Origin of the sequence: Pedobacter sp. AW31-3R (assembly GCF_052180285.1) — a bacterium.
Taxonomy (GTDB): domain Bacteria; phylum Bacteroidota; class Bacteroidia; order Sphingobacteriales; family Sphingobacteriaceae; genus Pedobacter.
Genome location: NZ_CP197475.1, coordinates 1,969,568 through 1,996,470, shown reverse-complemented (window position 1 = coordinate 1,996,470; position 26,903 = coordinate 1,969,568). Strand labels below are relative to the sequence as shown.

At 41.6% G+C, this 26,903-nt stretch carries 20 protein-coding genes; 7 read left to right on the top strand and 13 right to left on the bottom strand.

The window, feature by feature from the left end; genetic code table 11:
* Positions 1–46: 46 nt before the first annotated feature.
* Positions 47–1,309: an ATP-binding protein gene (locus tag ACSBL2_RS08090; RefSeq protein WP_442591177.1), complete on the bottom strand. Its 1,263-nt coding sequence runs from the start codon at positions 1,307–1,309 to the stop codon at positions 47–49.
* A 527-nt stretch (positions 1,310–1,836) separates the two neighbouring features.
* Here ACSBL2_RS08090 and ACSBL2_RS08085 point away from each other — a divergent pair.
* Together ACSBL2_RS08085 and msrB are read left to right on the top strand one after the other, a co-directional pair.
* A complete protein-coding gene (locus tag ACSBL2_RS08085; RefSeq protein ID WP_442591176.1) occupies positions 1,837–2,271 on the top strand; it encodes a DUF1842 domain-containing protein in 435 nt (144 codons plus the stop codon).
* A gap of 445 nt (positions 2,272–2,716) precedes the next feature.
* Positions 2,717–3,160, top strand: a complete 444-nt coding sequence (msrB, locus tag ACSBL2_RS08080; protein WP_442591175.1) for a peptide-methionine (R)-S-oxide reductase MsrB — start codon at positions 2,717–2,719, stop codon at positions 3,158–3,160.
* A 63-nt stretch (positions 3,161–3,223) separates the two neighbouring features.
* Here msrB and ACSBL2_RS08075 read toward each other — a convergent pair whose 3' ends face one another.
* On the bottom strand, positions 3,224–5,959 hold the full coding sequence (locus tag ACSBL2_RS08075; RefSeq protein WP_442592228.1) for a response regulator: 2,736 nt from the start codon (positions 5,957–5,959) through the stop codon (positions 3,224–3,226).
* 148 nt (positions 5,960–6,107) lie between these two features.
* Between ACSBL2_RS08075 and ACSBL2_RS08070 the strand changes: the two genes are divergently transcribed.
* Entirely contained in the window at positions 6,108–6,974 is an 867-nt protein-coding gene (locus ACSBL2_RS08070; protein WP_442591174.1) for an HD domain-containing protein, read from the top strand.
* Between the two features lie 52 nt (positions 6,975–7,026).
* Positions 7,027–7,437 (top strand): Dabb family protein, encoded by a 411-nt coding sequence (locus ACSBL2_RS08065; protein WP_442591173.1) that lies wholly within the window; start codon positions 7,027–7,029, stop codon positions 7,435–7,437.
* An 83-nt stretch (positions 7,438–7,520) separates the two neighbouring features.
* Here the strand turns inward: ACSBL2_RS08065 and ACSBL2_RS08060 are convergent, their stop codons facing one another.
* Positions 7,521–8,624, bottom strand: a complete 1,104-nt coding sequence (locus ACSBL2_RS08060; protein WP_442591172.1) for an NADH:flavin oxidoreductase — start codon at positions 8,622–8,624, stop codon at positions 7,521–7,523.
* A 10-nt stretch (positions 8,625–8,634) separates the two neighbouring features.
* Positions 8,635–8,934, bottom strand: a complete 300-nt coding sequence (locus tag ACSBL2_RS08055; RefSeq protein ID WP_442591171.1) for an ArsR/SmtB family transcription factor — start codon at positions 8,932–8,934, stop codon at positions 8,635–8,637.
* Positions 8,935–9,123: 189 nt separating this feature from the next.
* On the opposite strand from ACSBL2_RS08055, the gene ACSBL2_RS08050 reads away from it, so the two are divergent.
* Together ACSBL2_RS08050 and ACSBL2_RS08045 are read left to right on the top strand one after the other, a co-directional pair.
* Complete coding sequence (locus ACSBL2_RS08050) at positions 9,124–10,002, top strand: PfkB family carbohydrate kinase (protein WP_442591170.1); 879 nt, start codon at positions 9,124–9,126, stop codon at positions 10,000–10,002.
* A gap of 297 nt (positions 10,003–10,299) precedes the next feature.
* Positions 10,300–12,588, top strand: a complete 2,289-nt coding sequence (locus tag ACSBL2_RS08045) for an NADP-dependent malic enzyme (RefSeq protein WP_442591169.1) — start codon at positions 10,300–10,302, stop codon at positions 12,586–12,588.
* Positions 12,589–12,660: 72 nt separating this feature from the next.
* Here ACSBL2_RS08045 and ACSBL2_RS08040 read toward each other — a convergent pair whose 3' ends face one another.
* The 5 genes from ACSBL2_RS08040 to ACSBL2_RS08020 all read right to left on the bottom strand — a co-directional run bounded on the left by ACSBL2_RS08040 (position 12,661) and on the right by ACSBL2_RS08020 (position 18,169).
* Positions 12,661–13,449, bottom strand: coding sequence for a mechanosensitive ion channel family protein (locus ACSBL2_RS08040; RefSeq protein ID WP_442591168.1), 789 nt, complete (start codon positions 13,447–13,449; stop codon positions 12,661–12,663).
* Positions 13,450–13,538: 89 nt separating this feature from the next.
* Complete coding sequence (locus ACSBL2_RS08035; protein WP_442591167.1) at positions 13,539–14,177, bottom strand: hypothetical protein; 639 nt, start codon at positions 14,175–14,177, stop codon at positions 13,539–13,541.
* A 119-nt stretch (positions 14,178–14,296) separates the two neighbouring features.
* A complete protein-coding gene (locus tag ACSBL2_RS08030) occupies positions 14,297–16,057 on the bottom strand; it encodes an ABC transporter ATP-binding protein (protein ID WP_442591165.1) in 1,761 nt (586 codons plus the stop codon).
* Positions 16,047–17,786, bottom strand: coding sequence for an ABC transporter ATP-binding protein (locus ACSBL2_RS08025; protein ID WP_442591164.1), 1,740 nt, complete (start codon positions 17,784–17,786; stop codon positions 16,047–16,049). The genes ACSBL2_RS08030 and ACSBL2_RS08025 overlap by 11 nt, the downstream gene beginning before the upstream one ends.
* A gap of 95 nt (positions 17,787–17,881) precedes the next feature.
* On the bottom strand, positions 17,882–18,169 hold the full coding sequence (locus ACSBL2_RS08020) for a hypothetical protein (protein ID WP_442591163.1): 288 nt from the start codon (positions 18,167–18,169) through the stop codon (positions 17,882–17,884).
* A 182-nt stretch (positions 18,170–18,351) separates the two neighbouring features.
* Here ACSBL2_RS08020 and dcp point away from each other — a divergent pair, with 182 nt between their 5' ends.
* Positions 18,352–20,490, top strand: a complete 2,139-nt coding sequence (gene dcp / locus ACSBL2_RS08015) for a peptidyl-dipeptidase Dcp (RefSeq protein WP_442591162.1) — start codon at positions 18,352–18,354, stop codon at positions 20,488–20,490.
* 103 nt (positions 20,491–20,593) lie between these two features.
* Here dcp and ACSBL2_RS08010 read toward each other — a convergent pair whose 3' ends face one another.
* The 4 genes from ACSBL2_RS08010 to ACSBL2_RS07995 form a co-directional block, all read right to left on the bottom strand.
* Positions 20,594–20,965 (bottom strand): hypothetical protein, encoded by a 372-nt coding sequence (locus ACSBL2_RS08010; protein ID WP_442591161.1) that lies wholly within the window; start codon positions 20,963–20,965, stop codon positions 20,594–20,596.
* A gap of 119 nt (positions 20,966–21,084) precedes the next feature.
* On the bottom strand, positions 21,085–21,735 hold the full coding sequence (locus ACSBL2_RS08005) for a response regulator (RefSeq protein WP_442591160.1): 651 nt from the start codon (positions 21,733–21,735) through the stop codon (positions 21,085–21,087).
* A gap of 214 nt (positions 21,736–21,949) precedes the next feature.
* Positions 21,950–23,572, bottom strand: coding sequence for a PAS domain-containing sensor histidine kinase (locus ACSBL2_RS08000; protein ID WP_442591159.1), 1,623 nt, complete (start codon positions 23,570–23,572; stop codon positions 21,950–21,952).
* On the bottom strand, positions 23,535–26,486 hold the full coding sequence (locus tag ACSBL2_RS07995) for a CheR family methyltransferase (protein ID WP_442591158.1): 2,952 nt from the start codon (positions 26,484–26,486) through the stop codon (positions 23,535–23,537). The genes ACSBL2_RS08000 and ACSBL2_RS07995 overlap by 38 nt, the downstream gene beginning before the upstream one ends.
* Positions 26,487–26,903: the final 417 nt, after the last annotated feature.

Below are 26,903 nucleotides of genomic sequence, written 5' to 3'. Positions count from 1 at the left end.
TAAAAAGCCTGCATATGCAGGCTTTTTACGTCAAAGGGATAGCGGCTTACTTCGCCTGCTGGAAAACGGCTGCCAGTTCCGCTTTATCCTCTTTATCGAGGCCAAGCGTACTTCCCAACAGGGCTGGCATGCTTGATTTCATCGTTGAAGACAGCAATGCATCCATCAGTGACACCATGGTCTTTTTCTGATCCAGACTTAAGTTGCTGAAAAGTTTTGGTTTGACTTCATACAAACCCCTCAGCACTGACAGCAGTTCATCTTTATTTTTCTTGCCAGCCTTTGCACGCGGAATGACACGCTCCTCCTTATATTTCTCAATAAATTTATGTGAATGTTCTTTCAGGAAAGGTCTCCTTTTATTCCTCAACAGCTCATTTACATGTTTCATCAGGAACTTAAACTCATTTGAAGATTTGGAACGGTTATATAATTTGATCTGTGTATCAGACTCCGAACCATTGAAGTCGAAATCTGTAAAAAACTCACTTTCAATAAATACACTGTGAAAATATTCATCCGCCTTTTTATTTAAGGTGGTATATTCCTTATGTTGTTCCTCACCTTTATCATTGATAAAGTAGACTTTAGAAAGCTCTTTGTGCAAGGACTCTTTCCATTGTACAAATTTCAGTTTGAAAACAGTCCTGTCATTAAATACCACAGGAATATTATCTTCATAATGGAGGATCTGATCCTTATAGTCCAGTGTTTTTCCATTGATCAGGATGGTAAACTTCCTTTTTTTATTCAGTTCCAGGAACCAGCAGAATTCAGCTTTCAAAAAAGGAATAGCTTCTTTTAGCAAATAATCTTCGGAAATCCTTACGTTGGAAAATACCACTTTGGTACCGGTTTCCTTTCTTAAGGTTTCTTCCAGCAAACGGGACTTATAGTTATTCAACGAAGAAATATCGACATTGATCACCGCACTTTTCATTGTTGCAGCCTGCTGGAATGTGGTCTGCCATTCTGCATCATTGGCAAACTTAAAAAAAGTCAGTCGGCCAACGCCATTTTTACCATGCATGACAGATTTATTTTTATTTACTGCCAGCTGGAGTGCTTTTTCAGATTCATAAAAGGTATCAAATTTAGATTTTACGTTCTTAAAATTGATACCGTATCCATTATCCTGAATTTCCAGACTTTCGATATATCCCAATTTATTCGCTTTATAATTGATCTCTATCTTATTCGCTTTGGCATCAAATCCGTTCCAGATATATTCTGCAAGAGCTTGTTTTTCGTTATAATTTTTTAGTACTTTCTGAATACCGTTAGAGGTAATATTTACGTTATTTGCCATTAAAATAAAAAAGTGAGAAGGCGCAAAACTAAGAATTATTTTAAGGGTTAAGTGCTGAATTATCAGATTAAAGGAGCAAAAACACATTAGTTATTGATAATCACTCCATAATAAATTTCTGATTGCACTTTCCTCCCAGCCCCTCCTTCTATAGGATAGGAAAAATACCGCATTCCCTTCTTTTTTTGCACCGACCGAAACCAATATTCTCCTTGAGAATAAATTAAAGAAATATCTACATCTGGAACATCCTCATTCTTTAATTTATTCCCAAAAGTATTTACCCTTAAAAAGGATAACCCGGAAGATGCATTCGACAGCCACAAAACACCGTACAAATACCTACATACAAATCCTTATCGACCCAAAACACCTCATACAGGCAATTGAACACCGTATAAATACCCGTTTTAATCTTAGCGTATTTTTACCCTTTTTCGTAACCCTTATCTGGCTAATTTTATACACTTAAGATAATTGTGCAAATGGTTAACGGACTGCCTATAAAAAAAACAGCTGAATTTTCATTGTCACTAGCAATTCTGAACCTGGATGTCCATACACCGGTACTGTTTCTCCACATCCGGATAGTACCGGACCAACTGGCCATAACAGGAACCTGCGACCTATGTAGACCTGATATTCAGGCATCCAGACCAATTACCACTGAAGTTATAGGTGCTTATAAAGCAATTCTGACCAAGGATGAGGGCGAGCAATACCTGGTCAACCTTTCGGGAAATATCCATTTCGACCAGGCTTATCCTGACCTTAAAATCACCATGGTGATTGACAAGGGTTGGAAAAATGGAAAGGTATTCTATAAATACCTAAAAAACCTGCAATGGGTATCGGTAAGCGGGGTTTATTTAAAGATCAAATCTGCCGAGCCACATTATGTACCCACCTCCATACTGGAGGATACGGGTATGGCCGGAGCTGACCAGCGTCTTTCCAACTAAGCTTTTCAAAATGATTATTTTAATCATTTTTCTTTGTGATGACAATCATTTTTTAGAATACCTGCAGCCGATACATTTGCATTGTCAATTTATTCTTATGCCAATGGATATTGGTTATAATCGGGGGCTGTTCCAGGAAGTTCAGCCCCTTTTTTTATGCCTTAATTTTAGCCTACATCCGGTCCGGGATCATGCTTTTATGTAAAACCTGCATAACTTATTCAGCAAATCCCCGTCATCGATTATATAATTCTGTGTCATCTTTCTTCTCTGCTCAAGTTTTAGACGAAGAAAGAGTTAATGCCCCTATCATTCTGTTATATATTTGGTCTGGATTTTGGTCGAATTGATGTTTTATAGCGATTGCCTGTGGTTTAAAGAATATAAAACAAAACATGAATTCTGATGGTTAAAATTCGTATAATGCCTAATCAATATTTACATCATGGACACTACACCTCAAAATAACCCTTACTACTCAAGAACAGACCATACAAAAATTATTGTGGATGATGCGGAATGGAAGAAAATACTTCCTGCAGACCTCTATCACGTGGCGCGCCAGCAAGGTACTGAACGCGCTTTTACAGGGCAATATTGGGACAGTGACGAACTGGGCAATTATTATTGTGCGGTTTGCGGGAACCCGCTGTTTAAGTCGGATGCCAAATTTGCCAGCAGCTGTGGATGGCCCAGCTTCTTTGAAACCGTAAAACCTGGCAGTGTAATCTATAAAGAGGACCTGGCTTATGGCATGCGCAGGATTGAAGTGATTTGCGGCCGTTGTGATTCCCACCTGGGGCATATCTTCAATGATGGCCCAGCACCTACCTACAAACGGTTTTGCATGAATTCTGTTTCCCTGGAATTTGAACCTGAAAAAGTATAAATGATAAAGACTTGTTATCGCTACCTGATGCTGAATAGCGATAACAAGTCTTTACCCCCTATTTTATATTTTCGATAAGGCATCCAGCAGCAATTCTATCTTCAGCGGCTTAGCCAAATAATCATTCATTCCACTCTGTATACAGGCTTCTTTATCCTCCTGCATCGCATTCGCAGTCATGGCGACAATAGCAGGCTGCCGCGGTATATCCAGGCTTCGGATTATCCTTGTGGCTTCCAGTCCATCCATTTCAGGCATCTGTACATCCATCAGGATCAGGTCGTAAAAGCGCTGTTCCAGCATCCCTAATACTTCCAGTCCGTTCTGGGCGAGGTCAGGCATATACCCCAGCTTATTCAACACCCGCATAATCAGTTTCTGGTTAATGATATTATCTTCCGCCACTAAAATACTTAAAGGATGGTTCTCTGAAAAAGCAATGTTCAAAAAAGAAGTAGAAGGAACCTGTACATGATGTTCATTGATCTTGCTGATTCCCATTTGAATCACCCTGCACAACTGTTCCTGTTTGACTGGTTTATTCAATACCGAGGTGAATAACTGCGGATATTTATTCCTGGCCTCATCACCTACAGAGCTCAACAGAATAATGGGTAAGGCCATTTGTTCTCCCTTGATCAACCGGGCTAGTTCAATGCCATCCATCGCCGGCATCTGCATGTCACTGATCACCAGGTCGAATTTTTCCCCCGCCACTGCAATCAATGCATCTTTTCCTGAAGAAACCATAGTGGGCATCAGTTTCCACTGCCTCAGCTGAAGTTCAAGAATTTTTCTGTTCGTGGCATTATCGTCTACAACCAGGATCTTTTTCCCCTCATGCATATCTATATTAAAGGGAAGATGTTTACGGAATACAACCTTACTGACCTCTGCCTTGACCGAAACATAAAAAGTCGTTCCCAGGTCAGGGTCGCTTTCTACAGAAATACGTCCTCCCATCAAATGGACAAGACGTTCGCATATGGCAAGCCCAAGTCCGCTCCCCCCATACTTCCTGGTCGTAGAGGAATCTACCTGCGTAAAGGCACCAAACAATCCTGATATTTTTTCCTTATGAATTCCGATACCCGTGTCTTTAATTTCCAGACACAGTTCCATTTCATCTCCCACAAACTCAGCGGACCGGCTTACCCCAAGAAATATTTCGCCTCTTTCCGTAAATTTTATCGCATTCCCAATAAGGTTAATCAGGATTTGCTTCAGTCGCATACTATCTGCAATTAGGTTTACTGGTACATCATTCTTGATTTCATAGATCAGGTCAAGCCCCAGTTGGGCCGACTTCCCGGCGAACATATCCATCACCTCTTCAATACAGTGGCGAAGGTCGAAGTCCTGGGGATCGAGCTCCAGCTTTCCCGATTCAATTTTAGAAAAATCAAGGATATCATTGATCACGCTCAGCAATGTTTCCCCGCTATTCCTGATTGTCCCCAGGTAATCTGCCTGCTCCGCATTTAACTGTGTTTCCCCAAGTAAGGTAGCCATTCCAAGTACACCATTCATAGGCGTCCTGATTTCATGGCTCATGGTCGCAAGAAAAATACTTTTTGCCTGATTGGCCCTGTCGGCTTCCTTTCTTGCCTCAAACTCCTGTTCACGCTGTGCATGAAGTTCTTCGTTGATTGCCTGTAATTCCTCCGACTGTGCCTGCAGTTCTTCATTCACCGACTGTAGCTGTTTCTTCCCCAGGTTCAGTCTATCAATATGTAATTTAAGCGTGCTTTTAAGTACGCCAAAATCGGCATACAACTTTGCAATCTCTGTACTGTTTGGCAATATACCCTTATCACCCTGCAAGATACGGATATCCTGAAAGTCAGAATTGATAAAAGCGGACATTTGGGTATTCAACCTGCTGATGTCACGGGTGAGGTATTTTGAAAGCTTAAAAGCCAAAAGAATAACCAATATCAATAAGATGACAGAAACTCCGATTAACCAGGCCGTAAAACGTGATTGCAAGTCGGCAATCTCCTTATTGGCCAGCCTGTCAAGTGTAGAATACTGCTGGTAAAACTGGTTAATGTATTGCTGTGTTTCAGGGGCGACCCCTGTCTTTGAGTTGATTCCCAGCGCTTCAGTATATTCCACCACATCTAAAAACCGGTTTTTATAATTGACAAGGGCTAAATAATTGCGGCTATTTGGCTTCAGGATACGGAGCAGGGAGTCGATCTGCTGAGTGAACAAACTGGAATATTCCGCTTTCCCCCTGATAATATAATCCTTCTCATGCCTGCGCAATTGCAGGATATCATATTTGGACACACTGCTAGAATCTTCAATCCAATGAGCATATTGCCTCATTTCTCCCTCCATTCCAAAATTCTCAAATCCCCTTTTAAAATATAGTTCTTTCAGTAGCTCTCCGGATGAAGATGTTTTTTTGCTAAGTCGGATTAAATAGTCAAGGCGATGGCTGGCAACGGTAGAAATATCGTTCTTTAATGCCGCCTTTTTCAGGATATGAATATGGTCTGTAATGCGGTGCTGACTGGCCAGAAAACGGTCGATATGAAGCTGTTTGCCAGTAGCATAAAATTCAGGGTCGTGAAAGCCGGAAAGCATGAATTTCTGCAAATCCGCTGTAGTCTCCAGGTATTGCAGATGGATATGGCTCAGGTCGGCAGAGAAAACTCTCAATAGCTTTTGCTGATGGTCAATCACCAGGTAGGTCAACAACCAGATCAGGATAACGGTGACAAAAGAAAAGAAGCTTAAAAGGAGCCTGGCCTTGAAGGATTTAAAAAAATTGGTATGGGAAATATTCACTTTCAATTATACAGAACAAGGCACAAAATAGCATTAAGCCAATGTTAAGTTATCATCTCTATCTCAATTCCTTTCACAGTATAAATAAGAGTATAAAAAGAATATCTTTTCGCTATAATAATACTAATATTTTTAGTATTATTGCAATATGATAAAAGTAAACGATCCTATATACGGCACAGTTGAGCTTCCGCCCATATTTGAAGATTTATTGCAGACAAAGGCTATCCGTCGGCTGGAAAAGATACACCATAGCGGGGCTATCTTTTTAGTAAACCCGGAGATACGCCATAGCCGTTTAGAGCATTCCATCGGTGTGATGTTGCTGATCAGGATATTGGGCGGAACTGAACTGGAGCAGGTTGCCGGTTTGGTTCATGATTTGTCACACACCACATTTTCACATGTTGGAGACTATGTTTTTGGCCATACCGAAGAAGATTACCATGAGCAGATTTTTGACTCCGTCCTGCTCGGCTCTGAAGTACCCGGAGTACTTGAAAAATACGGGTATGGCAGCAGGCAAATCCTGGAAAATGACTTTACCATTCTGGAGCAGCCCCTTCCCTTACTTTGTGCAGACAGGCTGGATTATACCCTGAGGGATGCCATGTATGCCCGGTTAATTACCAGGAACCAGGCCTTGTCCTTTCTGGAGCTGATCACCTTACAGGACAATAGGATTGTAGTCAAAAGTGCTGCTTATGCCGAATGGATTAACCATATTTTCAAAAGGCTGAATAAAGAAGTCTACAATGCGCCGCTCTATGTGTATGCCAATCAGCAAATAGCCTTTCTTATCCGTGAATTCCTGAAAGATGGCAGCTTACAGGAAGCTGACCTGATGAAAGATGACACTTTCCTCTTGAATAAGATCAGGAGTACATCGTATGGTTTTGAAGCGATAAGAGCAATAAAGCGGCATGTGGGCTATAATGAATTTTTAAGGAAAGGTAAACTGATTCCTATTAAGCATAGACACCTTGATGCTCCGTTGCTGACGATGGAAAAATAAGATTATTATAACTCGCAGATGTTTGCTATTTTACGTTAATTAACTTGCGATCATGAACAAATCAAATAGAAGAAAATTTATTGGAACTGCTGCAGTGCTTGCGGTAGGTACCGTAGCAGCAACAGCCATGCCTTTAACCCATACCCACAAAAAATATCCGGTCGTACACCATGTGTTCTTCTGGTTGAAAAATCCGGATTCCAAAGCGGACCGTGACCAGCTCATTGCTGGTGTAAAAACATTAGCCAAAATTGAAACAGTAGGTGTGTTGCATGTAGGTGTGGCAGCCAGTACAGAAAAACGTGATGTGGTAGACAATAGCTGGGCCGTATCTGAACTCATGTTTTTTAGTGACCTGGAAGGACAGGCGACTTATCAGACCCATCCTTTACACCTGGAATTCATCAAAAACTGCAGTCATCTTTGGGAAAAAGTGATCGTGTATGACGCTTTGGAAGTATAACCAGTAAACTATACATAAAAACCTGTCTGAAACCAATCATCAATGATGGAAGCAGACAGGTTTTGTTCAAAAGCTGGTGATGATTACATCACCAGTTCTGTTAAGGCTGCTTTAGTGAATCCCTTCAATTGCTCAATATTGCCCTCCCTGATTTTCTTCACCCAATTCGGATCTGAAAGTAAAGGCCTTCCCACAGCGACCAGATCAAAATCACCTCTGTCCATTCTTCTCATCAGTTCATCCAATGAACTTGGATCAGAACTTTCGCCAGCGAATGCCGCAAGGAAATCTCCCGTTAACCCGACAGAACCGACAGTGATCGTCGCCTTGCCGGTGATCTTTTTAGCCCAGCCCGCAAAATTTAAATCAGACCCTTCAAATTCAGGTTCCCAGAACCTGCGTTGTGAACAGTGGAAAATATCTACTCCCGCTTCAGCCATCGGATTCAGCCATGCTTCCATTTCCTGTGGTGTTGGCGCAAGTTTATAGTCATATGCTGCAGGTTTCCATTGTGAAAGACGGATAATTACCGCAAAATCATCTCCTACCTGTCTCCTGACTTCCTTGATGACTTCAATTGCAAAACGGCTACGTTCCGCCAGCGTTGATCCACCATAGAGATCAGTACGGTTATTGGTGCCTGTCCAGAAGAACTGATCAATCAGGTAACCATGTGCACCATGAATTTCCAGACAGTCAAACCCCAGTCTTTTCGCATCTGCGGCAGCGCGCCCAAATGCAGCAATGGTATCAGCAATCGCTGATTCCGTCATCGGTTTACCATTGGTAAAACCAGGCCTGTTTAGTCCCGATGGCCCTTCAAAAGGTTGCTCGGGCACCCATCCAGAATGGTGGTTGTCCATAATCCCCATGTGCCAGATCTGTGGTCCCATCTGTCCGCCTCCTTCATGTACCTGCTGGATCACATCCTGCCAACCGTTCAATGCCTGTTCACCATGAAAATGCGGGATATTTTTATCATTTGAAGAAGAAACCCTTTCAATGACTGTTCCTTCCGATAAAATTAAACCGACTTCACCTTCCGTCCTTTTTCTATAATAGGCAGATACGGCTGAAGTGGGTACACCATCAGGTGAAAATGACCTTGTCATTGGAGCCATTACAATTCTATTCTTAATATTTAAGGATTTCAGGCTAAATGGCCTGAATAAACTATCTGTATTCATATCTGTTATTTTATAATTCGTTTGCTATGAGTTGAGTTAATGCAGAAAATGCAGCTTCATTTCTTTTGTAATAAGTCCACTGGCCTACTCTTTTAGATTCCACCAATCCTGCACGCTGTAAAATGGAAAGATATTCTGAAACGGTGGATTGGGTAAGTCCCGCTTTCTGCTGGATCTGACCTACACATACGCCCGCTCCGAAACCAGCTTCCTGCTGTTCCGGAAAATTTAACTCAGGATCTTTCAGCCATTGCAAAATCTGTAACCTTGATTTGTTTGAAAGCGCCTTAAAAATTTCCAGTTGATCCATGACACAAATGTATATCGGAATTTTCCGATATCCCAATAATAGAATTATAATTACAATCCTGTGATGTGCGGAATTACTGCCGAAACCACACTTCAATTGATAATTTAGCTTTCTTTATGATAACCTCAGGTTCGGATTGGTTACCTTTGCAAATTATATTTATTCATTCACCACCTAATACCACAGTACATGTACGACATTTGTTGCATAGGACACCTCACCTTAGATAAAGTAGTTACCCCTTATACCAGTATCCATATGGCTGGTGGAACCTCTTTTTATTTTTCTAATGCCATTCGCAACATGGACACAAAGTACTGTCTGGTCACTGCAGTTGCAGAAACAGAAATCGCTTCCGTGGAAGCACTCCGTGAAAAGGGAATCACCGTTGAAGTCTTGCCAAGTGCACATACGGTTTACTTTGAAAATATTTACGGACATAACCTGGATAACAGGACACAACGTGTATTGCAGACTGCCGACTCATTTTCAGTAGAGGACCTGAAATCGATCCCTGCCAAAATATTCCATTTGGGGCCGCTCCTTGCCAAGGACATCCCGGTTGAATTGATACAGTACCTGTCCTTAAAAGGCAGGGTATCCCTGGATGTCCAGGGGTATTTACGCGAAGTAAAAGACACCAACGTACTCGCGATAGACTGGAAGGAAAAAAAAGAAGGTCTTCAGTATGTAGACATTTTAAAAGCCAATGAACATGAGATGGAGGTGTTGACAGGCTCAGCTGATATTCAGGAAAGTGCTTATATCCTCCATGAATGGGGAGTTAAGGAAGTCGTGATCACCTTAGGCAGCAAAGGTGCCGTCATTTATGATGGTACAACATTCTATACGATCAGGGCTTACCGTCCAAAAGCAGAGACCGATGCTACCGGATGCGGCGATACCTATATGGCAGGATATTTATACCAGCGGAGTAAGGGTAAAGGAATCCAGGAGTCCGGGGAATTTGCAGCAGCCATGGCAAGTCTGAAAATTGAATCTTCAGGGCCATTCACCGGAACAGAAGAAGATGTGGAAGTAAAACTTGCACAATCCATCTTTAATTAATTGATGGAACTTTTATAAGCTGGTCATAAAAGCTCCACCATTAATCATAGAGAGCATATTAATAATAGGTAGATGTTGCGGCAATATAATTGTTACTCCACATCTGTGCTAATTTTTTACACCAATACTGCTTTTGCAGGGACGAACAGCATTATTAGACCATTTTCCAATGGTAAGTACCGGGAAATATGACTGTTAATTGTTAGCATGATTTTAAATATATATGCCTAATTTCGCAGCCTCTAGCTATTACATAAGAAAAGCTCTGTTACAGCGCTATTATAAGAATTGACACACATGACTAAAACAACAAACCGCAAACAGGATGCACTTGACTATCACTCGACAGGCAGACCCGGTAAAATTGAAGTAGTACCCTCAAAACCTACAAATTCACAACGCGACTTAGCACTAGCTTATTCTCCCGGTGTAGCTGAACCTTGCCTGGAAATTGCCGCAAACCCTGAAGATGTATATAAATATACGGCGAAAGGTAACCTCGTTGCTGTCATCAGTAATGGAACGGCAGTGCTTGGCCTCGGAAACATTGGTCCTGCCGCAAGTAAACCCGTAATGGAAGGTAAAGGCCTTTTATTTAAAATATTTGCAGACATTGATGTCTTTGACCTGGAAATAAACGCGACTACTGCGGATGAGTTTGTAAACGTTGTAAAAGCCCTTGAACCTACCTTTGGTGGTGTCAACCTGGAAGATATTGCGGCTCCGATGTGTTTTGAAATTGAAAGCCGTTTAAAAGCTGAAATGAATATTCCGGTGATGCATGATGACCAGCATGGTACCGCCATCATTACCAGTGCAGCATTGATCAATGCCTGCGAACTCCAGCGTAAAAAACTCGATAAAATTAAACTTGTCGTGAGCGGGGCTGGTGCCGCAGCGGTCTCCTGCATTAAACTTTACCTACACTTAGGGGTAAAAAAAGAAAATATGCTTGTATTTGACAAGGATGGCATTGTAAACACTGACCGTACAGACCTTGATCCTATCCGTATGGAATTTGCGACTTCAAGGAAAGATGTCAATACCCTAGCGCAGGCAATGAAAAATGCAGACGTATTCCTTGGTTTATCTGCGGGGAACATCGTCTCTACAGACATGATCCAGTCGATGGCCAGGAACCCTATTGTCTTCGCCCTTGCGAACCCTAATCCGGAAATTGCTTATGACCTTGCAGTGAGCTGCCGTAAAGATATTATCATGGCGACCGGACGTTCAGATTTCCCTAATCAGGTGAATAATGTTCTTGGTTTCCCTTATATCTTCCGGGGTGCAATGGATGTACGTGCGACAACGATTAATGAGGCCATGAAGATCGCTGCAGTGAAAGCTATTGCTGAGTTAACGAAACTACCCGTTCCGGAAGTAGTGAACCTGGCCTACAATGAAACCAACCTGAAATTCGGTAAAAACTACATTATTCCTAAACCGATGGATTCCCGCCTGATCACTATCGTTTCCAGTGCAGTAGCAAGGGCAGCAATGGAATCGGGTGTTGCCCGCAAACAAATTACCAACTGGGCGGCATATGAGGAAGAATTACTGATCAGGTTAGGGGCAGATGATAAGATCTTAAGAAATATTGCAAGCAAAGCCAAGACAGCTCCTAAACGGATCGTTTTTGCTGAAGCTGACCACTATAAAATCTTAAAGGCAGCACAAATTGTTAAAGACGAAGGTATTGCCACTCCTATTTTATTAGGTAATGTAGCCAAAATCAATAAAATCCTTTTCGATAGCGATATTGACCTTGCAGATGTACTCATCATTGATCCGCTGGATGCAGAAGCTCCTGATGCAGAACAATTTGCACAGCATTTATACCAAAAGCGCCAGAGACGCGGAATTACACTCTATGAAGCGAGAAAACTGGTGCGTGACAGGAACTACTATGGTTCGAGCATGGTTGAATTTGGTTATGCGGATGCATTGATCTCAGGACTGACCAAGAATTATAAGACGACCTTAAAACCTGCCCTGCAAGTTATCGGTACAAAACCAGAAGTGAAGAAAATTGCGGGCATGTATATGATGCTCACTAAAAAAGGTCCTGTATTCCTGGGTGACACCACAGTCAATCCTGACCCTACGGCACAGGATATGGTAGATATCACGGCACTGATCCATGAAGCGATCAAAAGGTTCAATATTATTCCAAGAATTGCCTTGCTATCCTATTCCAACTTTGGTGGAAATACCGGTGTGATTCCTGAAAAAACAAGAAATGCGACAGCGTTGCTGAAACAAAAATATCCTGATATGATTGTTGATGGTGAGATGCAGGCGAACTTTGCCATGAATGCTGAATTACTCCAAGGCAATTACCCATTCTCTACTTTAGCTGGTACTCCTGCAAATACGCTGATTTTCCCTAACCTCGAATCGGGTAACATCGCCTATAAATTATTACAGGAACTTGGAAATGTAGAAGCCGTAGGGCCTATTCTCCTGGGATTAAATAAACCTGTCCACGTGCTACAAATGGACAGTTCTGTAAGGGAAATCGTAAACATGGTCACTATAGCAGTGGTAGATGCACAAGGCACCAAAGTCATAACTAAAAAATAGTCACCACACTAAACAGGCTGGGGTCATTCCTGTAGACCAGCCTGTTTAGTGTTACCCCTATCAGGGCACAGACTACGTTAATCCGGGCAGCTTCAGCCCTGAAGCCTTAAGATCCTCAACAATGGTTTCCTGCAGGGCCAGGCGGGTATCTTCAAATCCATGTGCATTTACCCATACATTCACCTTCAGCTTGTACCCATCGGGTTCTATAGAGGTCACACCAATTCTTCTCTCAGGAGAATTCAGTATATCCTTCGACCTGTCAATTGATTTATTTATAGCGGCCTTAACTTCAGTAATATCCAGTGCATTGGAAAATTTCAGTTCCATATCCAGGCGCCTGTTGCCCTGTCTGCTGATATTGATAATAATTTCATTAGACAACTTGCTGTTGGGAACAATAACGGTCCTGTTATCAAAAGTTGTGATCTGCGTGTAAAAGATCTGTATAGAGGTAACGGTACCTTCCTGGCTTTGCGTAATAATGTTATCTCCTACTTTAAATGGCTTTAAAAGTAGGATCAGGATACCACTGGCAAAGTTCTGCATGGTACCGGACAAGGCCAGACCGGCGGCTACACCAACTGCTCCAATAATTGTGGCAAAAATAGTAATCTGAAGTCCTATAATCTGCATCACGATCAACAATAGGAGAATTCTGAGTACAACGCCTAAAAGGCTGGCAAGAAATGGTTTCAGCGATGAATCCACATCTTTTTTGTGCATTCCTGATTTAGACCATTTCAATAGCATTTTAATGATCCATAGACCAATAACCAGGACAAATATTCCTATAAGGATATTCGGACCATGTTTAAGCAGCCAGTCAAATGCGTAGTTGTATATTTTTTCGACATTCATAAATCCAGATCTAAGTAAAAAAAATATACTTAAACCAAATGTATGCCAAACGGCAGGAATGAACGCAAGAAAATAACTACATAAAAGGATTATCCAGTACCGGGTAAACTATTTTTATCCATATTCGCATAAATATTGCCTATTTCCTCATGCAGGATCAACATTTCATTCACTAGATCATACAATACGGCAACATTCCTGTCAGATGTGTCCAGAAACTCAAACTCTTTCCATCCATTGACATGGAGCCCCTTTTCCATGTAACTATCTGTATCCATTTCCTGGTGGATCATCATCTTACAGAGATAAAAGAAAGCATTGGCAACGGTTAGTGGAAGTTCCTCCATTGCCCCCCTGATATTCACTTTGGCCAGGGCTTCGGCATGGGAAAACAGGTCAAAATAAATATCATCGGCAAGCATCTGAATCCTCTTATCTTCAAAAAGCTCCTCCAGATCAATATTGTGCATTAAACGAAAGGTAGTGATATAATCGTCGATTTTTATAATCGCCCTAATGACGAATTTTGATACTTCATCCTCCAAACCATCCAATAGTTCGAAGGCACTTCCATCGGTGATTTCCGTTCCAACCAATGGTTTGATATCTTTCAATTCCCCTTCAAGTGCTGATTTAAACCCGTACTCTGCAAAGGTCATCACCGATAAGCTCAGGATGTTCAATGTGATGGGAATCAAATCTGAAGCTGAATATTTAACTATGGCCATAATTTCACAGCTTTTGACTGACAGGTATAATTACTTGTATCTATCAAAACTAGTTAATTAAAATTAATTATTTAATAAAAATAGAGTAAACACCCTCCATAAGCACATTAAATATAGCCCTAGCTAATTCTTTTTCCATGCATCAGTTTATTCACAGCATCATTAAAGGAACCAGCACGTGTAACCTCACCGGAATTGATGAAGAATATTTCATCTGCATTTTCAATGGTATTCAGCCGGTGTGCGATGATGACCAGGGTAGTTTCGGCAGACAACTGGGCGAGGATCAAATCCAACAATTTTTCCGTAAGGGTATCTATATTTGCTGTGGCTTCATCCAAAATAAGCAGGTCAGGCTTACGCAGTACGGCCCGCATAAAGGCTACCAGTTGCTTCTGTCCCAAGCTCAGGCTGTCTCCTCCCATTAACACTTTAGTATCCAGTCCCTGATCAAATGAAACCAATAAGGCCTCCAGCTTCGCAGCGGCCAGAATCTCCATAAACTGCTCATTGCTGAGACCGGCATACAGGTTATTGCTATAAAGGATGTTCTCCTTCAGTGTCCCCGTAAATAAAAAAGGTTCCTGCAGGATAAAACCAATTTTCCTGGCACGTTCTTCATCCGTATAGGATCGGATATCCCGCCCTTTCAGGAATACCTGCCCCTTCAGCGGATCATATAAACGCGCCATGATGGAAGCCGTTGTCGTTTTCCCCCCTCCTGTTGGCCCTACCAGGGCATAAGTCTTTCCTGGCTGTAGGCTGAAACTGATATTGTGAAGAATCTCCTTTCCTTCAGGATATCCGAAATGGACATTCCGGAATTCCATGAGGCTTGCCGCAGCCTCCCCTGCTTCCTGGGGTACTGTCAACAGGTTATTCTGTAAACCAAGAATCTGAGAGATCCTGTCCCATCCTGCGAGGGCCACCTGGAAACTTGTCCATAAGGAAGCCAGCTGCCTTAAAGGATTATAAAAATTGGTGGCGTAAGAAATATAACTCACCAGCAGGCCTATGGTAAAGTTTCCTTCAATAATCAGGTAGATTCCATAGGACAATACAATCAGCTGTGCCATGCTGGAAAACAGCCCAAAAACCGGAAGAAAGATATTATTGGCCAGCCCCGCACCAATAGCAGTCTGATAATTAATACGGTTAGCCGTATCAAAACGTTTCCTGAAATAATCCCGGCGGTTAAAGGCTATGATGACCTTAAAATTATTCAGGCTTTCCTGTATTTCGGCACTCATATTCCCAGTACTCTCCAGGTTACGCGCATTTTTCCGCTTCACCCAGGGTGATATTGTACGGGTAAACAACAGGATAAACAATGCCGGAATCAATGTCGCCAGTCCCAGTTTAGCATTAATGACCAGCAAAAAGATGCCAGCACCAACCATGGTCACAATATTGCTGATAAACTGCATCAATGCCTGCGAGAAAAACTGGTTGAGTTTATCAGTATCATTATTCACCCTCGAAATCAAATCCCCGGCTTTGTTCTCATTGAAAAATGCTACCGGAAGGTCTTGTATTTTACTGAAAATGGAATTCCGCAAGGCAAAGATGATACGCTGGCCTACCCCACCCATCAGCTGGGTCTGAAAATAACTTGTTGCAAATGACACGACATACATGGCCATCAGAATTCCGGCAAATAGCAGCACTCCATTGAATTGCCTGTGCTGTATGTAGTGATCGATGGTGTAACCGATGAGGAATGGCCCCAAAAGATTGAGCGTTGAATTGGTGAGAATCGAAATGAGGGCAATAATCAGGTTTTTTCTTTCTTCAGACACGAGACCCAGCAAACTTTTCAAACCCGATAGGGTAGACGTTTTCTTCTCCGGAGCAGGCTGGTTGTTCAGATTATAATTCATATAAATTCGTGCTTTGCTGAGAGTTAAAAATCTGGACATATTCAGGACTATTGTCCATTAACTGCTGGTGTGTTCCTGAAGCGAGTTTTTCTCCCTGCATTAAGACGATGACCTGCTCATATTGTTCAATGGCAGCTATTTTCTGTGTCACAGAAATCAGTGTGATTCCGGGATAATTCAGTTCAATATTTTTGAGGATATTGCGTTCTGTCTGAAAGTCCACCCTGGCGGTGAAATCATCCAGCAGCAGGATCTTAGGGTCTATAGCCAGCGCCCGTGCGAGCATGATCCGCTGTTTTTGTCCCCCGGAAAGGCTTAATCCCCTTTCAGACACTTTCGTGTTCAGGCCGTTGGGGAGCGAATCAATAAAGTCCTTTAATTCGGCTGTAAGCAGCGCCTTTTTTAAAGATTCATCGGTAACAAGGTCACTAAATGCAATATTTTCCCGGATACTCATGTTGAACATGATACTGTCCTGAAAAACAAAGCCCACCTGACTATGGAAAGCTTCACTATTATACGCTTCAATAGGCTGTCCATCAAACAAAACCATCCCTGAGTCGGGCTTGATCAGACCGGTCAGTAAATACAGCAGCTGTGTTTTTCCAGCAGCGGTAGGCCCAATTACTGCAATTCTTGCCCCGGCCTTTATAGAGATGGAAATATCCTTTAATGCAGGTTTCTGCCCATAATTCACCGTTACCTCCCTGAGTTCTATGGCGCCGCTGAGTGCTACGGCTGTAGTTCCTGTTGCAGGCAATTCTTTTTTGTCAAGAACCTCATTTATCCTTCGGAAGGAAGCATTGGCCTGCGCGATGACATTGCTCATGAATCCTATCACAAGAATGGGGAAGATCAGCAGGGCAAGATAACTGTTAAAGGCTGCAAAATCTCCCAGAGTCATACTACCTCTAATCACAAAATGTCCACCCAGAACCAGAATCGTCAATGCGGCTATATTCGCGGTAAATACGATCACAGGAATAAGCCATGCAAAGAGGCGTAAAATACTGAGACCGATATCTCTGGCCTGGGTGCTGGCACCCATGAATTTATCGTACTCAAGCAACTGCGAATTGATCACCCTGATGAGGGATGCCCCCAGTATACTTTCATTGATCACCATATTCAGCCAGTCGATGACCTCCCTGCTTTTTTTGAACAGCACTTTTACTTTTTTCATCACCAAAAAAAAAGCAATTCCAATAATGGGAATAATGGCGATAATAGCTAAACCGAGCTTCCAATTGATGGTCAAAAGCAGTATGCTGGCTCCTATGATGATAAAAAGGGAAGAAACGATCGATACAATAGCCTGGGATACAAAAAGTTTGATGGAATCAATATCCCCCGTGAGATTGGTCAGCAGCTTTGCTGGATTTGCTTTTTCAATAAATGCAAAACTCTGCCTGGAAATCTTTTCCGCAAGCTGTGTCCTCAGGTCGCGTGCCACACGCTCGGAGGCGTAGGTCTGTACAATACTCTGCAGGTAGCTGAAAATAAAGATGATCAGGGCAACACCAGCAAATTTTATGATCGTTGCCCTGTAAGAAAAATTACCATTGGAATAAGCATCAACGCCGTTACCAATCAGCTTTGGCAGCCATAAATTCAATCCATTGCTTAGTAGTGCAAAGAGAATTAAAAACATGACCATTCCTGAATAAGGCTTCAGCAGACTGAATATTCCAGCACTGCCATTTTTTTCACTTTTAGGTTGTTCTTTCATTTGATATTCAGCACCTGTCTGACAATTTATGGCCAGCTAAAAATTGGGCAGAGCGAATATAAGACAAAAATAATCATGGCAGATGGATCCACCTGTCATTTTGCTGAATATTGTGAGATGGCATTGCCAATATGTTGTGCATGCCCGTTTTGAAGATCAATCATCACTTCATCCTTCGCACCGTCATACTCATACATAGGTGTATGTATCTCAGGAGTCAGATTTGTCGTTTCCACCGCTTCCCAGTCGCCATTATTTCCTATTGTAATGGCACCTACGAGATCACCTTTATATATAATTTTATAAGTGGCAGATTCTTCCGGATGAATATGAAGGTCAAATACCTGTCCGTCCAGGTTTACTGTAATTTTAAATGGATCCATAATGTATGTCAATTTGTTCAGGTTTAACAGAACAATGCAAAAGATTGTTTGCCGCGATTTTCTCCATAGGTATTCTGAAGGTTCCTTCAACCCTATTTAACTATCCAGACCAAAATCGGCAGCGTACAGATTCCTATTTTCTCTTTTAATGTTGTAAATTCCGTCCTGTAAAAGATAGCGATATGAAAAAAAAATTTATGATGCCACTTTTGGCTATTGTAGCCTTAGGTACATCCTGTGGAAACAATGACCAAAACCAGGACAAGGAAAGCAAGTCTGGGTCTAATCCTTTTGCCAATACAAGTCAACTACCTTACCAGGCTCCGGATTTTGACCAGATTAAAGATGGTGATATACAACCAGCTATTGAGGAAGGGATGCGCATCCAACTGGCCGAGATTAAAAAAATAGCGGACAATCCACAACCTGCTGACTTTAACAATACACTGGTTGCGATGGAAAAAAGTGGACAGATGCTCAATCGGGTGAATGCTGTCTTTAACCTGCTCAGCGGGGCGAATACCAATGCCAGCCTGCAAAAGCTTCAGGAAGAGATTGCACCAAAAATGGCCGCACATCAGGATGCTATATTTCTCAATGCCAATTTATTTAAACGTATTGGGATCATTTATGGTAACCGTGGGCAGTTGAAACTGGATGCTGAGTCGGTACACCTGATTGAATACTATTATCAGCAATTTGTACTTGCGGGGGCAAAACTATCAGAGGAAGATAAATCCAGGCTTAAAAAGCTAAACGAGGAAGAGGCTTCTTTAAGTGCTAAATTTTCCAACTCCCTACTGGCTGCCAATAAAGCCGGTGGATTAATCCTGGACAAGGAGAAAGATCTGGCAGGATTATCAAGGGGAGAAATCGATGCGGCAGCGCAAAGTGCAAAAAGCCAGAAACTTGAAAATAAATGGTTAATTCCATTACAGAACACCACCCAGCAACCTTTGCTTCAATCTTTAAATGATCGTCCTACCCGTGAGCGATTGTTCCTTGCTTCCTGGAACAGGACTGAAAAAGACGATGCAAACGACACCCGTAAAACCATTGCAAGAATAGCGCAGATCCGTACAGCAAAAGCAGGCTTGATGGGCTTTAAAAACTACGCTTCCTGGAAATTGCAGGACCAGATGGCTAAAACTCCAGAAGCGGTAAATGCATTCTTTGCCCAATTGGTACCGGCTGCAACGGCTAAGGCAAAAGCAGAAGCTGCAGATATCCAGGAAGAGATCGACTTACAAAAAGGAGGGTTCAAATTGCAGACCTGGGACTGGAATTATTATGCCGAAAAAGTACGCAAAAAGAAATATGATCTTGATGAGAGCGAGATAAAACCCTATTTCGAACTGAATAAAGTACTCGAAGATGGGGTATTTTATGCCGCCACACAACTTTATGGTATCACCTTTAAAGAACGTAAAGATCTCCCGGTTTATCAGGAAGACGTTCGTGTCTTTGAGGTTTTTGATCAGGACAATTCTACTATTGGTTTGTTTTATTGTGACTATTTCAAACGTGACAATAAGAATGGTGGTGCATGGATGGGCAACATGGTAACACAATCCAAGTTATTCGGAACAAAACCGGTCATCTACAATGTATGTAACTTTAGCAAACCTGTAGCCGGGCAGCCTGCATTATTAAGTTATGATGATGTGAGCACGATGTTCCATGAATTCGGACATGGTTTACATGGGCTGTTTGCAAACCAGCAATATCCAGTTTTATCCGGAACCAGCGTGGCTCGTGATTTTGTAGAATTTCCCTCGCAGTTCAACGAACACTGGGCACTGGATCCCAAAGTACTCAAAAACTATGCGGTACATTACCAGACCAAAGCATTGATGCCACAGGTATTAATCGATAAAATTAAAAAGGCAGCTACCTTCAATCAGGGATACAGGCTGACAGAACTCCTTGCGGCCGCGGCATTAGATATGGAATGGCATCAACTTGGCGCTGACAGTCCTTTACAACACACCGATGATTTTGAGAAAGCCGCGCTGAAAAAGACCAGGCTTGACCTTCCTGAAGTTCCTTCAAGGTACCGTACCAGTTACTTTTCCCATATCTGGGGAGGTGGCTATGCTGCCGGTTATTATGCTTATCTATGGACGGAAATGCTTGACGATGATGCTTATTCCTGGTTTGAAGAACATGGAGGACTATCACGGGCAAATGGGCAGCGTTTTCGCGACATGATACTGTCACGGGGCAACACAGCCGATTATGGGAAATTATTCCTTGATTTTCGTGGCCATGATCCAAAAATTGGACCAATGTTAAAAGACAGAGGATTGACAGTAAGATAAGCAACATCCATGCGTCTAATATGAAGGAAAAAAAGCTGAGAATGCGCTCTTTCTTCCTTCATATTAGACATGGTGAAAATATAATACCTGTCAACAAATTCATTTAGGCCGTCTGAAAGAGCAGACTTTTGATCTGCAGGGAAAGTAATGAAAGGTCAAGCGGGTCAATTCTGAATAAACGCTCAGTTTTCTGATTAAAAAAATGTCCATCTGTAGAGAGGTAAATCACTGGTACTGTTTGCGTATACTGATTTCTTTTGATTTTCTTATAAAGCTCCTCTATCTCTGTTAAACCTGTTACGATCCCGGCACCCATCACAATGACATCTGGTTTCTTCTTAAAAAAGATGCTTTCCATATCAGTGATTGATGTACAAATATCTACCTGATACAATTGATGAATGAAAATCATTTCCAGGATATCTGCCATATCCCGGCCATGGTTAACCATCAAAATCTTTTTCTTCCCCTTCATTTATAGTGTAACTACAAAAACCGAAAACAATATTAGGGATACTATAAATAACCTGAACACGTACTAACACCTGAAAAGCATAGGATAAATACGCAAAATATAATTAAATTCCATAAACATTATTGAACAATACCACCAAGTACAGCAAATCTGATCAATGCTGCGGTATTTCTGGAGCCTGTCTTTTCGATCAGACTTTGCCTGTGTCCTTCGATAGTCCGTTTACTGATAAAGAGTCTTTCAGACATTTCATTATTGGTTAAGCCTTGGGCAATCAAATGAAGGATTTCAATTTCTCTACTAGAAAAATCAATCTTGGGGTGGATAGGATTGATGGGAGCGCCTGAATTCGTAATTAATTTATCCACCATCCTGATGGACAACTCTGCACACAAGTATTTTCCTCCTCCATGGACGTGTTTCAGGGAAAAGATCAGCTCATCAGCACTTACATTTTTCAACAGGTAGCCAAAACCACCTTCACCAAATGCCTGTAATACATATTTTTCATTGTCAAGCATAGAAAGAATAACCACACGTATATCAGGGTGCTGAATTTTCAGCTGTTTGATCAGTGTAATCCCGTCCAGGCCGGGCATATTGATATCAGCAAGAACAATATCAGCATTTATTCCGGAAGAAATCATTTCCAGTACTTCCTGCCCATTAACTGCCTCACCTGCAATACTGATCTCCTGGTCTGCTTCAAGAAGCATTCTTATCCCATTACGAACGATATTATGATCTTCAGCTAAAATTACCTGCAACATTTTTATGCTATTTATTTAAAGGTTAAATTATGCTTTTTTTGTACAGTTTACTAAGATCTGAACCCAACATTCAACAATCACGTACTTTCCTCCATAACAACACCTCTCTTTTAAGAATTTAAGCCATTTCTTTGCCCCATACATACGTATTAATCCCGAAAAATAGGGTTCATACTTTTACCTTACCCTTTTCTCTCAGTGAATCACAGGAAAATCAGGCAGAATAGCCAAGTTTGCTATCAAACTTTATGGTAATGACTAAACCATTACTGGTGTTATCCAGATCAAGCTGACCATTTAAAAGAAATACCCTGTTTTTAATCCCGCTGAGACCGGATCCTATTTTATATGCTTCATCAATATTTGTTTTCAATCCCTTTCCATTATCAGCAACAGTTATGATAACCAGTTGGTTTTCTACATTTACACTAATCTCTGCCCGTGTAGCTTTTGCATGTTTGATACAATTACTGATCAATTCCTGAATCATCCTGAAAGCCGACAATTGCACTTCTCCATGGAGTGAATCGGCAGAGTTATGAATGAAAGTATCTATTGTAAACAACGGCGTACTGGTACGTTGCGCCATTTCCTTAATCCCTGCTACAAAACCGAAATCCTTCAGTACCGAGGGCGTAAGTTCATAAGAAAGCTGCCTGGTTTCCCTGATCGCCTGATCCAGCAGCTGATTGATATTTTTAAAATCACCCGTTACGTATTTTGTCCGCTGCAGATTTTCCAGGTTCAACCTGATGCCATACAGAATCTGGCAGACACTGTCATGTAAAGCACGGCTGATGGTATTGCGTTCTTTCTCCTGTGCAGCGAGGGTAGCGGAAAGGATAAGCCGCTGCTGGCTATTGCGCAGGTCCTCTGATTCCATTTCCAGCACTTTTCGATCCGTAATGTCCATTAAAATTCCTGCAAAATAGTTCTTGTCATCCAATGATTCTATTTCGTGTCCTTTGGCGGCAATATATTTGACCTTTTTTTCCCTTGTCACGACCTTAAACTCCAAATCTATTTCTTTTAAACCATTTACGGCGAGCATTAAGGAATGCCTGACCCTAATCCGATCCTCAGGATGGACATAATCAATAAGGCCTTTAATGGTGGTACAAAACTCTGATTTGTTGATACCAAGGATTTTAAAGCTATGCTCATCAAAGAACACCTCATCTGTGCCAAAGCCAATGGTCCAGGTTCCTGTTGAAGAAGCTTCCAAGGTCATTTCCAGTCGTTCAGTAGTGTCCCTGAGCACCTGTTGCGCATTTCTGCTGATGGTGATATCAATAACGGTAATGTAGTACTTGATATCGGTTACAATGATACTTGAAATGGCCCTGCCTTCCATCCGTGTATAGATCACCTGCTGGTCGGCTAAAACCAATTGTATTTCTGCACTCTGTTTACCATCTGTAGTCTGCATTCTATGCAAAAAGTTATAGAAACTTTCCCAGGATTGCCGGGCAATAAAACTTTGGAACCGCCGGTTCAATATGGCCTTTTTGGTACTGTTGAGCAGGTCTACCCCATTTTGATTGGCCTCTTCCACCATGCCCAGATAATCCAGGATAAAATACCCTACCGGGGCAAGATCATAAAGGCCGACAAACTTGGCCCTTTCTTGGTCAAGCGTAGCGTAGGAAGCTTTCAGCTCATCGTTCTGCATCTCCAACTCCAGCTGATACACCTGTAGTTCATTCAATAGAATATTCACTTCTTCTCCTGAAAAGTTTTTTTCAGACAGCGTATTCTTCCCATTGACCATAGGAGTTGACCGCAGACGAATTAAAGAGTTAAGCTTTGCTTTCCGTGTATTTCTCTTGCTTTCCACTATCTTGTTCCCTGAAAGTTAATATAAATATGGAACGATCTTTACTCACCCCGGTTCCTAAAGGCTCTACCCTGATAAACATATCCTTAATCCCCACATCCTGAAAGTCATGGTGAATAAACAGTTCATCCTTTTCTGTACTAATGTTAAACAACAAATCATCCAACTTATTTGTTTTCCATAAATTACGAGCAATTTCCAATAACGATTGGTCCTTTAAATCTTGCTCTTTTAGATTAAATAATTTAGAGAACTGATGATTGGTGAGTAAAACCTGCAGTTCCCTGTTCACTAATACTGCCGGCAATGCAACACTGTCAATCATCACCTGTGCATAATTCAATAGATTATTCAGTTTAATCTCCATCGCTTTAACCGGAGTAATTCTGGTAAATGTGACCACTGCCCCATTGATAAAATTATCCATGGTGCGGTAAGGCATGATCCTGAGATTATACCAGTCGCCATTTTTTGTACTTACTTCCAGTTCTTTACCCGCTAATTTCTCTATTACTTCCTTAATGGAATCTTCCAGGGAGGGATAATCGAAATTAGAAACAATGTGGGTAATGGATCTCCCCAGGTCTGAAGGAATCACATTGAACAGTTTCGTGACCTGTGGGGTAAACCTTAGAATGTTCAGGTGGTTATCCAGGAAGATCGTTCCGATCTCTGTATTGTCCAGCAAGTTTTTCATATCATTATTCAGCTGGGTAAGCTCTTCCGCTTTGCTCTGGTACTGGAGGTTAATCGTCATCAGTTCTTCATTTAATGACTGCATTTCCTCTTTGGTCGTCAAAGCTTCTTCATTGGTACTTTGTAATTCTTCGTTGGTACTCTGCAGTTCCTCATTGGTCGACTTCAGTTCTTCCAATGACGTTTCCATCTGTTCTATTGTGCTGTGAAGCTGTTGTTTTGTGTAGATCAGTTCCTTTTCCAGCTCTTCCACTTCGCCCACTTTCAGCGGATCAGTGGTTTTGGATACACGGCGTATTTTCTTCAGCAAGCCATGGTCATGGAAAGTAACCAGCAGCAGGTTCTGCAGCGGATCTTCCGTCAGGTAATCCACCCTAAAGCCGATCAGGAATACCTGTCCGTTTTCCTTTACCTTAAGTTCAGAAATTTCCACATGGTGTTTCTGCTCCCAGGCCTGATGTAAAGCATTACCCAGTGCATATTTCAGTTCTTCCTTGGCTAGGCGGTGAATATTGAAAACAGCTTCACCTGAATTGATTTCCATAAACCTTCCGGTTTTGCCATTCACATATAAAATATCCCCCCTTTCATTTAATAATAAGGAGGTTGGGGTATAGTTATCCAATAATATCTTATGAAACATTTCAGCTACAGGATTCTTCAATGTTTTATTGTTTTGTATTTTTAAATTTTTCGTTTTCTGGTTGGCCACGTTAAAAGGAAAATCAAGCATTTTATTCATCGTTGCTCCACCTTCTTTCTTTTTAAAAAGTTTCCATTTGGTATCCAATGTGGTAAAACTTTCATGGAAAGTCCCCACGGACTCTGCCGGCCCCAGAAACAGCAGTCCGTTTTCATTCAGAGAGTAATGAAAAACAGGAATGATCTTTTTCTGCAGTTCAGCAGTAAGGTAAATCATCACGTTCCTGCAACACAGCAGATCCAGTCGTGTAAAAGGGGCGTCCTTAATTAAATTATGCTGTGCGAATACAATCATTTCGCGCACTTCTTTTTTAACCGTGTAACCGTCGTTGCCTTTAATAAAAAAGCGTTCCAATCTTTCCGGGGACACTTCAGAGATAATATTGGAAAAATATGATCCTGTCCTTGCGTGGTCTATAGCCTGAGGGTCAAGGTCGGTGGCAAAAATCTGTAGCTTTGGAATCCTTGTCAGATTTTTTGCTTCATGGTACTCAATGAGTAGCATGGCAATAGAATAGGCCTCTTCTCCTGTTGAACAACCTGCAACCCAGATACGGATAGGGTCATCACCTTTCTTGGTATCCAGCAAGGCGAACAAAAACTCCTGCAAACTATCAAAAGAAAACTGATCCCTGAAAAACTTTGTTACCCCAATCAGTAATTCATTAAACAGCGCCAGGATCTCATTGGGATTTTCCCGTAAAAAGTTGATATAATCTACATAGTCATGCAGCTGATGGAAAGCAATCCTTCTTTCAATCCTCCTGACGATGGTATTTTTCTTATAGAGTGTAAAATCATGTCCGGTATGCGAACGCAGCAGCATGAGTATTTTCTGCAGATGGGTCTGGTTGGTATTGTTCAGAAAGGAGTCCGAATGGGCCTGCGATTCCTGCAATGCAGGATGGTTGAGGTATTGAATAAGTTTCACCGGCATTTCCTCTGCTGAAAGGATATAATCCACCATATTAGTCCTTATCGATGCTGTAGGCATACTTGGATAATCTGCTGTTTGTGGATCCTGAACCATAGCCATTCCCAGTTTTTCCTTGATCATCCTTACCCCGGTTTCACCATCTGCTCCCATACCAGAGAAAATGATGGCAACGGCATTACTCCACTGATCTTCAGCGAGGCTTTGCAGGAAATAATCTATTGACATATGTACACCTTTATATCTTGATGCCTCCATTAGCAACAAACGTCCTTTATGCATGCCCATATCTTTTCCCGGAGGAATGATATAGACCTTATCCGGTTCTACGAGTGTGCCATCTTCCGCTTCAGCGATTTTCATTCCAGTAACCGGCTGTAGCAGACGGGAGACATCCATATTATGCGCACCATCAAGGTGCATGACAATAACGAATGCCATTCCACTTTTAATCGGCATATGCAGGAAAAACTTCTCAAAAGCATGAAAGGAGCCTGCCGACCCTCCCATCCCTATTATTGGGAAATTCATTTGTGATTTCGAACTCTCTTTAGTATCTGAACTGTTTTTAGCCATTGCCATTCCGATGAAATATAAAAGATAAAGTTAAGGCTTATAAACTTCTGATTACATAAACATATTTAAATAAATAACCCGCTGCGCTATAAAAGGCAGTAGAAATAAATCATTTTGCTGGTAAAGCTCCTGAAATCAAATGAATATCATTTCAGCACGTAATTATACGCTCTTTCGGCAGGAAATGTGTTCCTATCGCTGGCCATTTCTGTAGATCATTGATCTCCTGCCCCTTATTTCCTTCTCCAATCGGCTTTAAAAGGGCTTATCAAATATAAATATCCTATTAATTCTTAACTACCATCTTCCATTATGTGACATTTGTCCCAAAATACGAAAGTACGCATGTAGTAAAACTCAACAAATTATTGGTATCAAATAGGGTATTCAACTTCATAAAAGGGGTACTTTACTCACAAATAA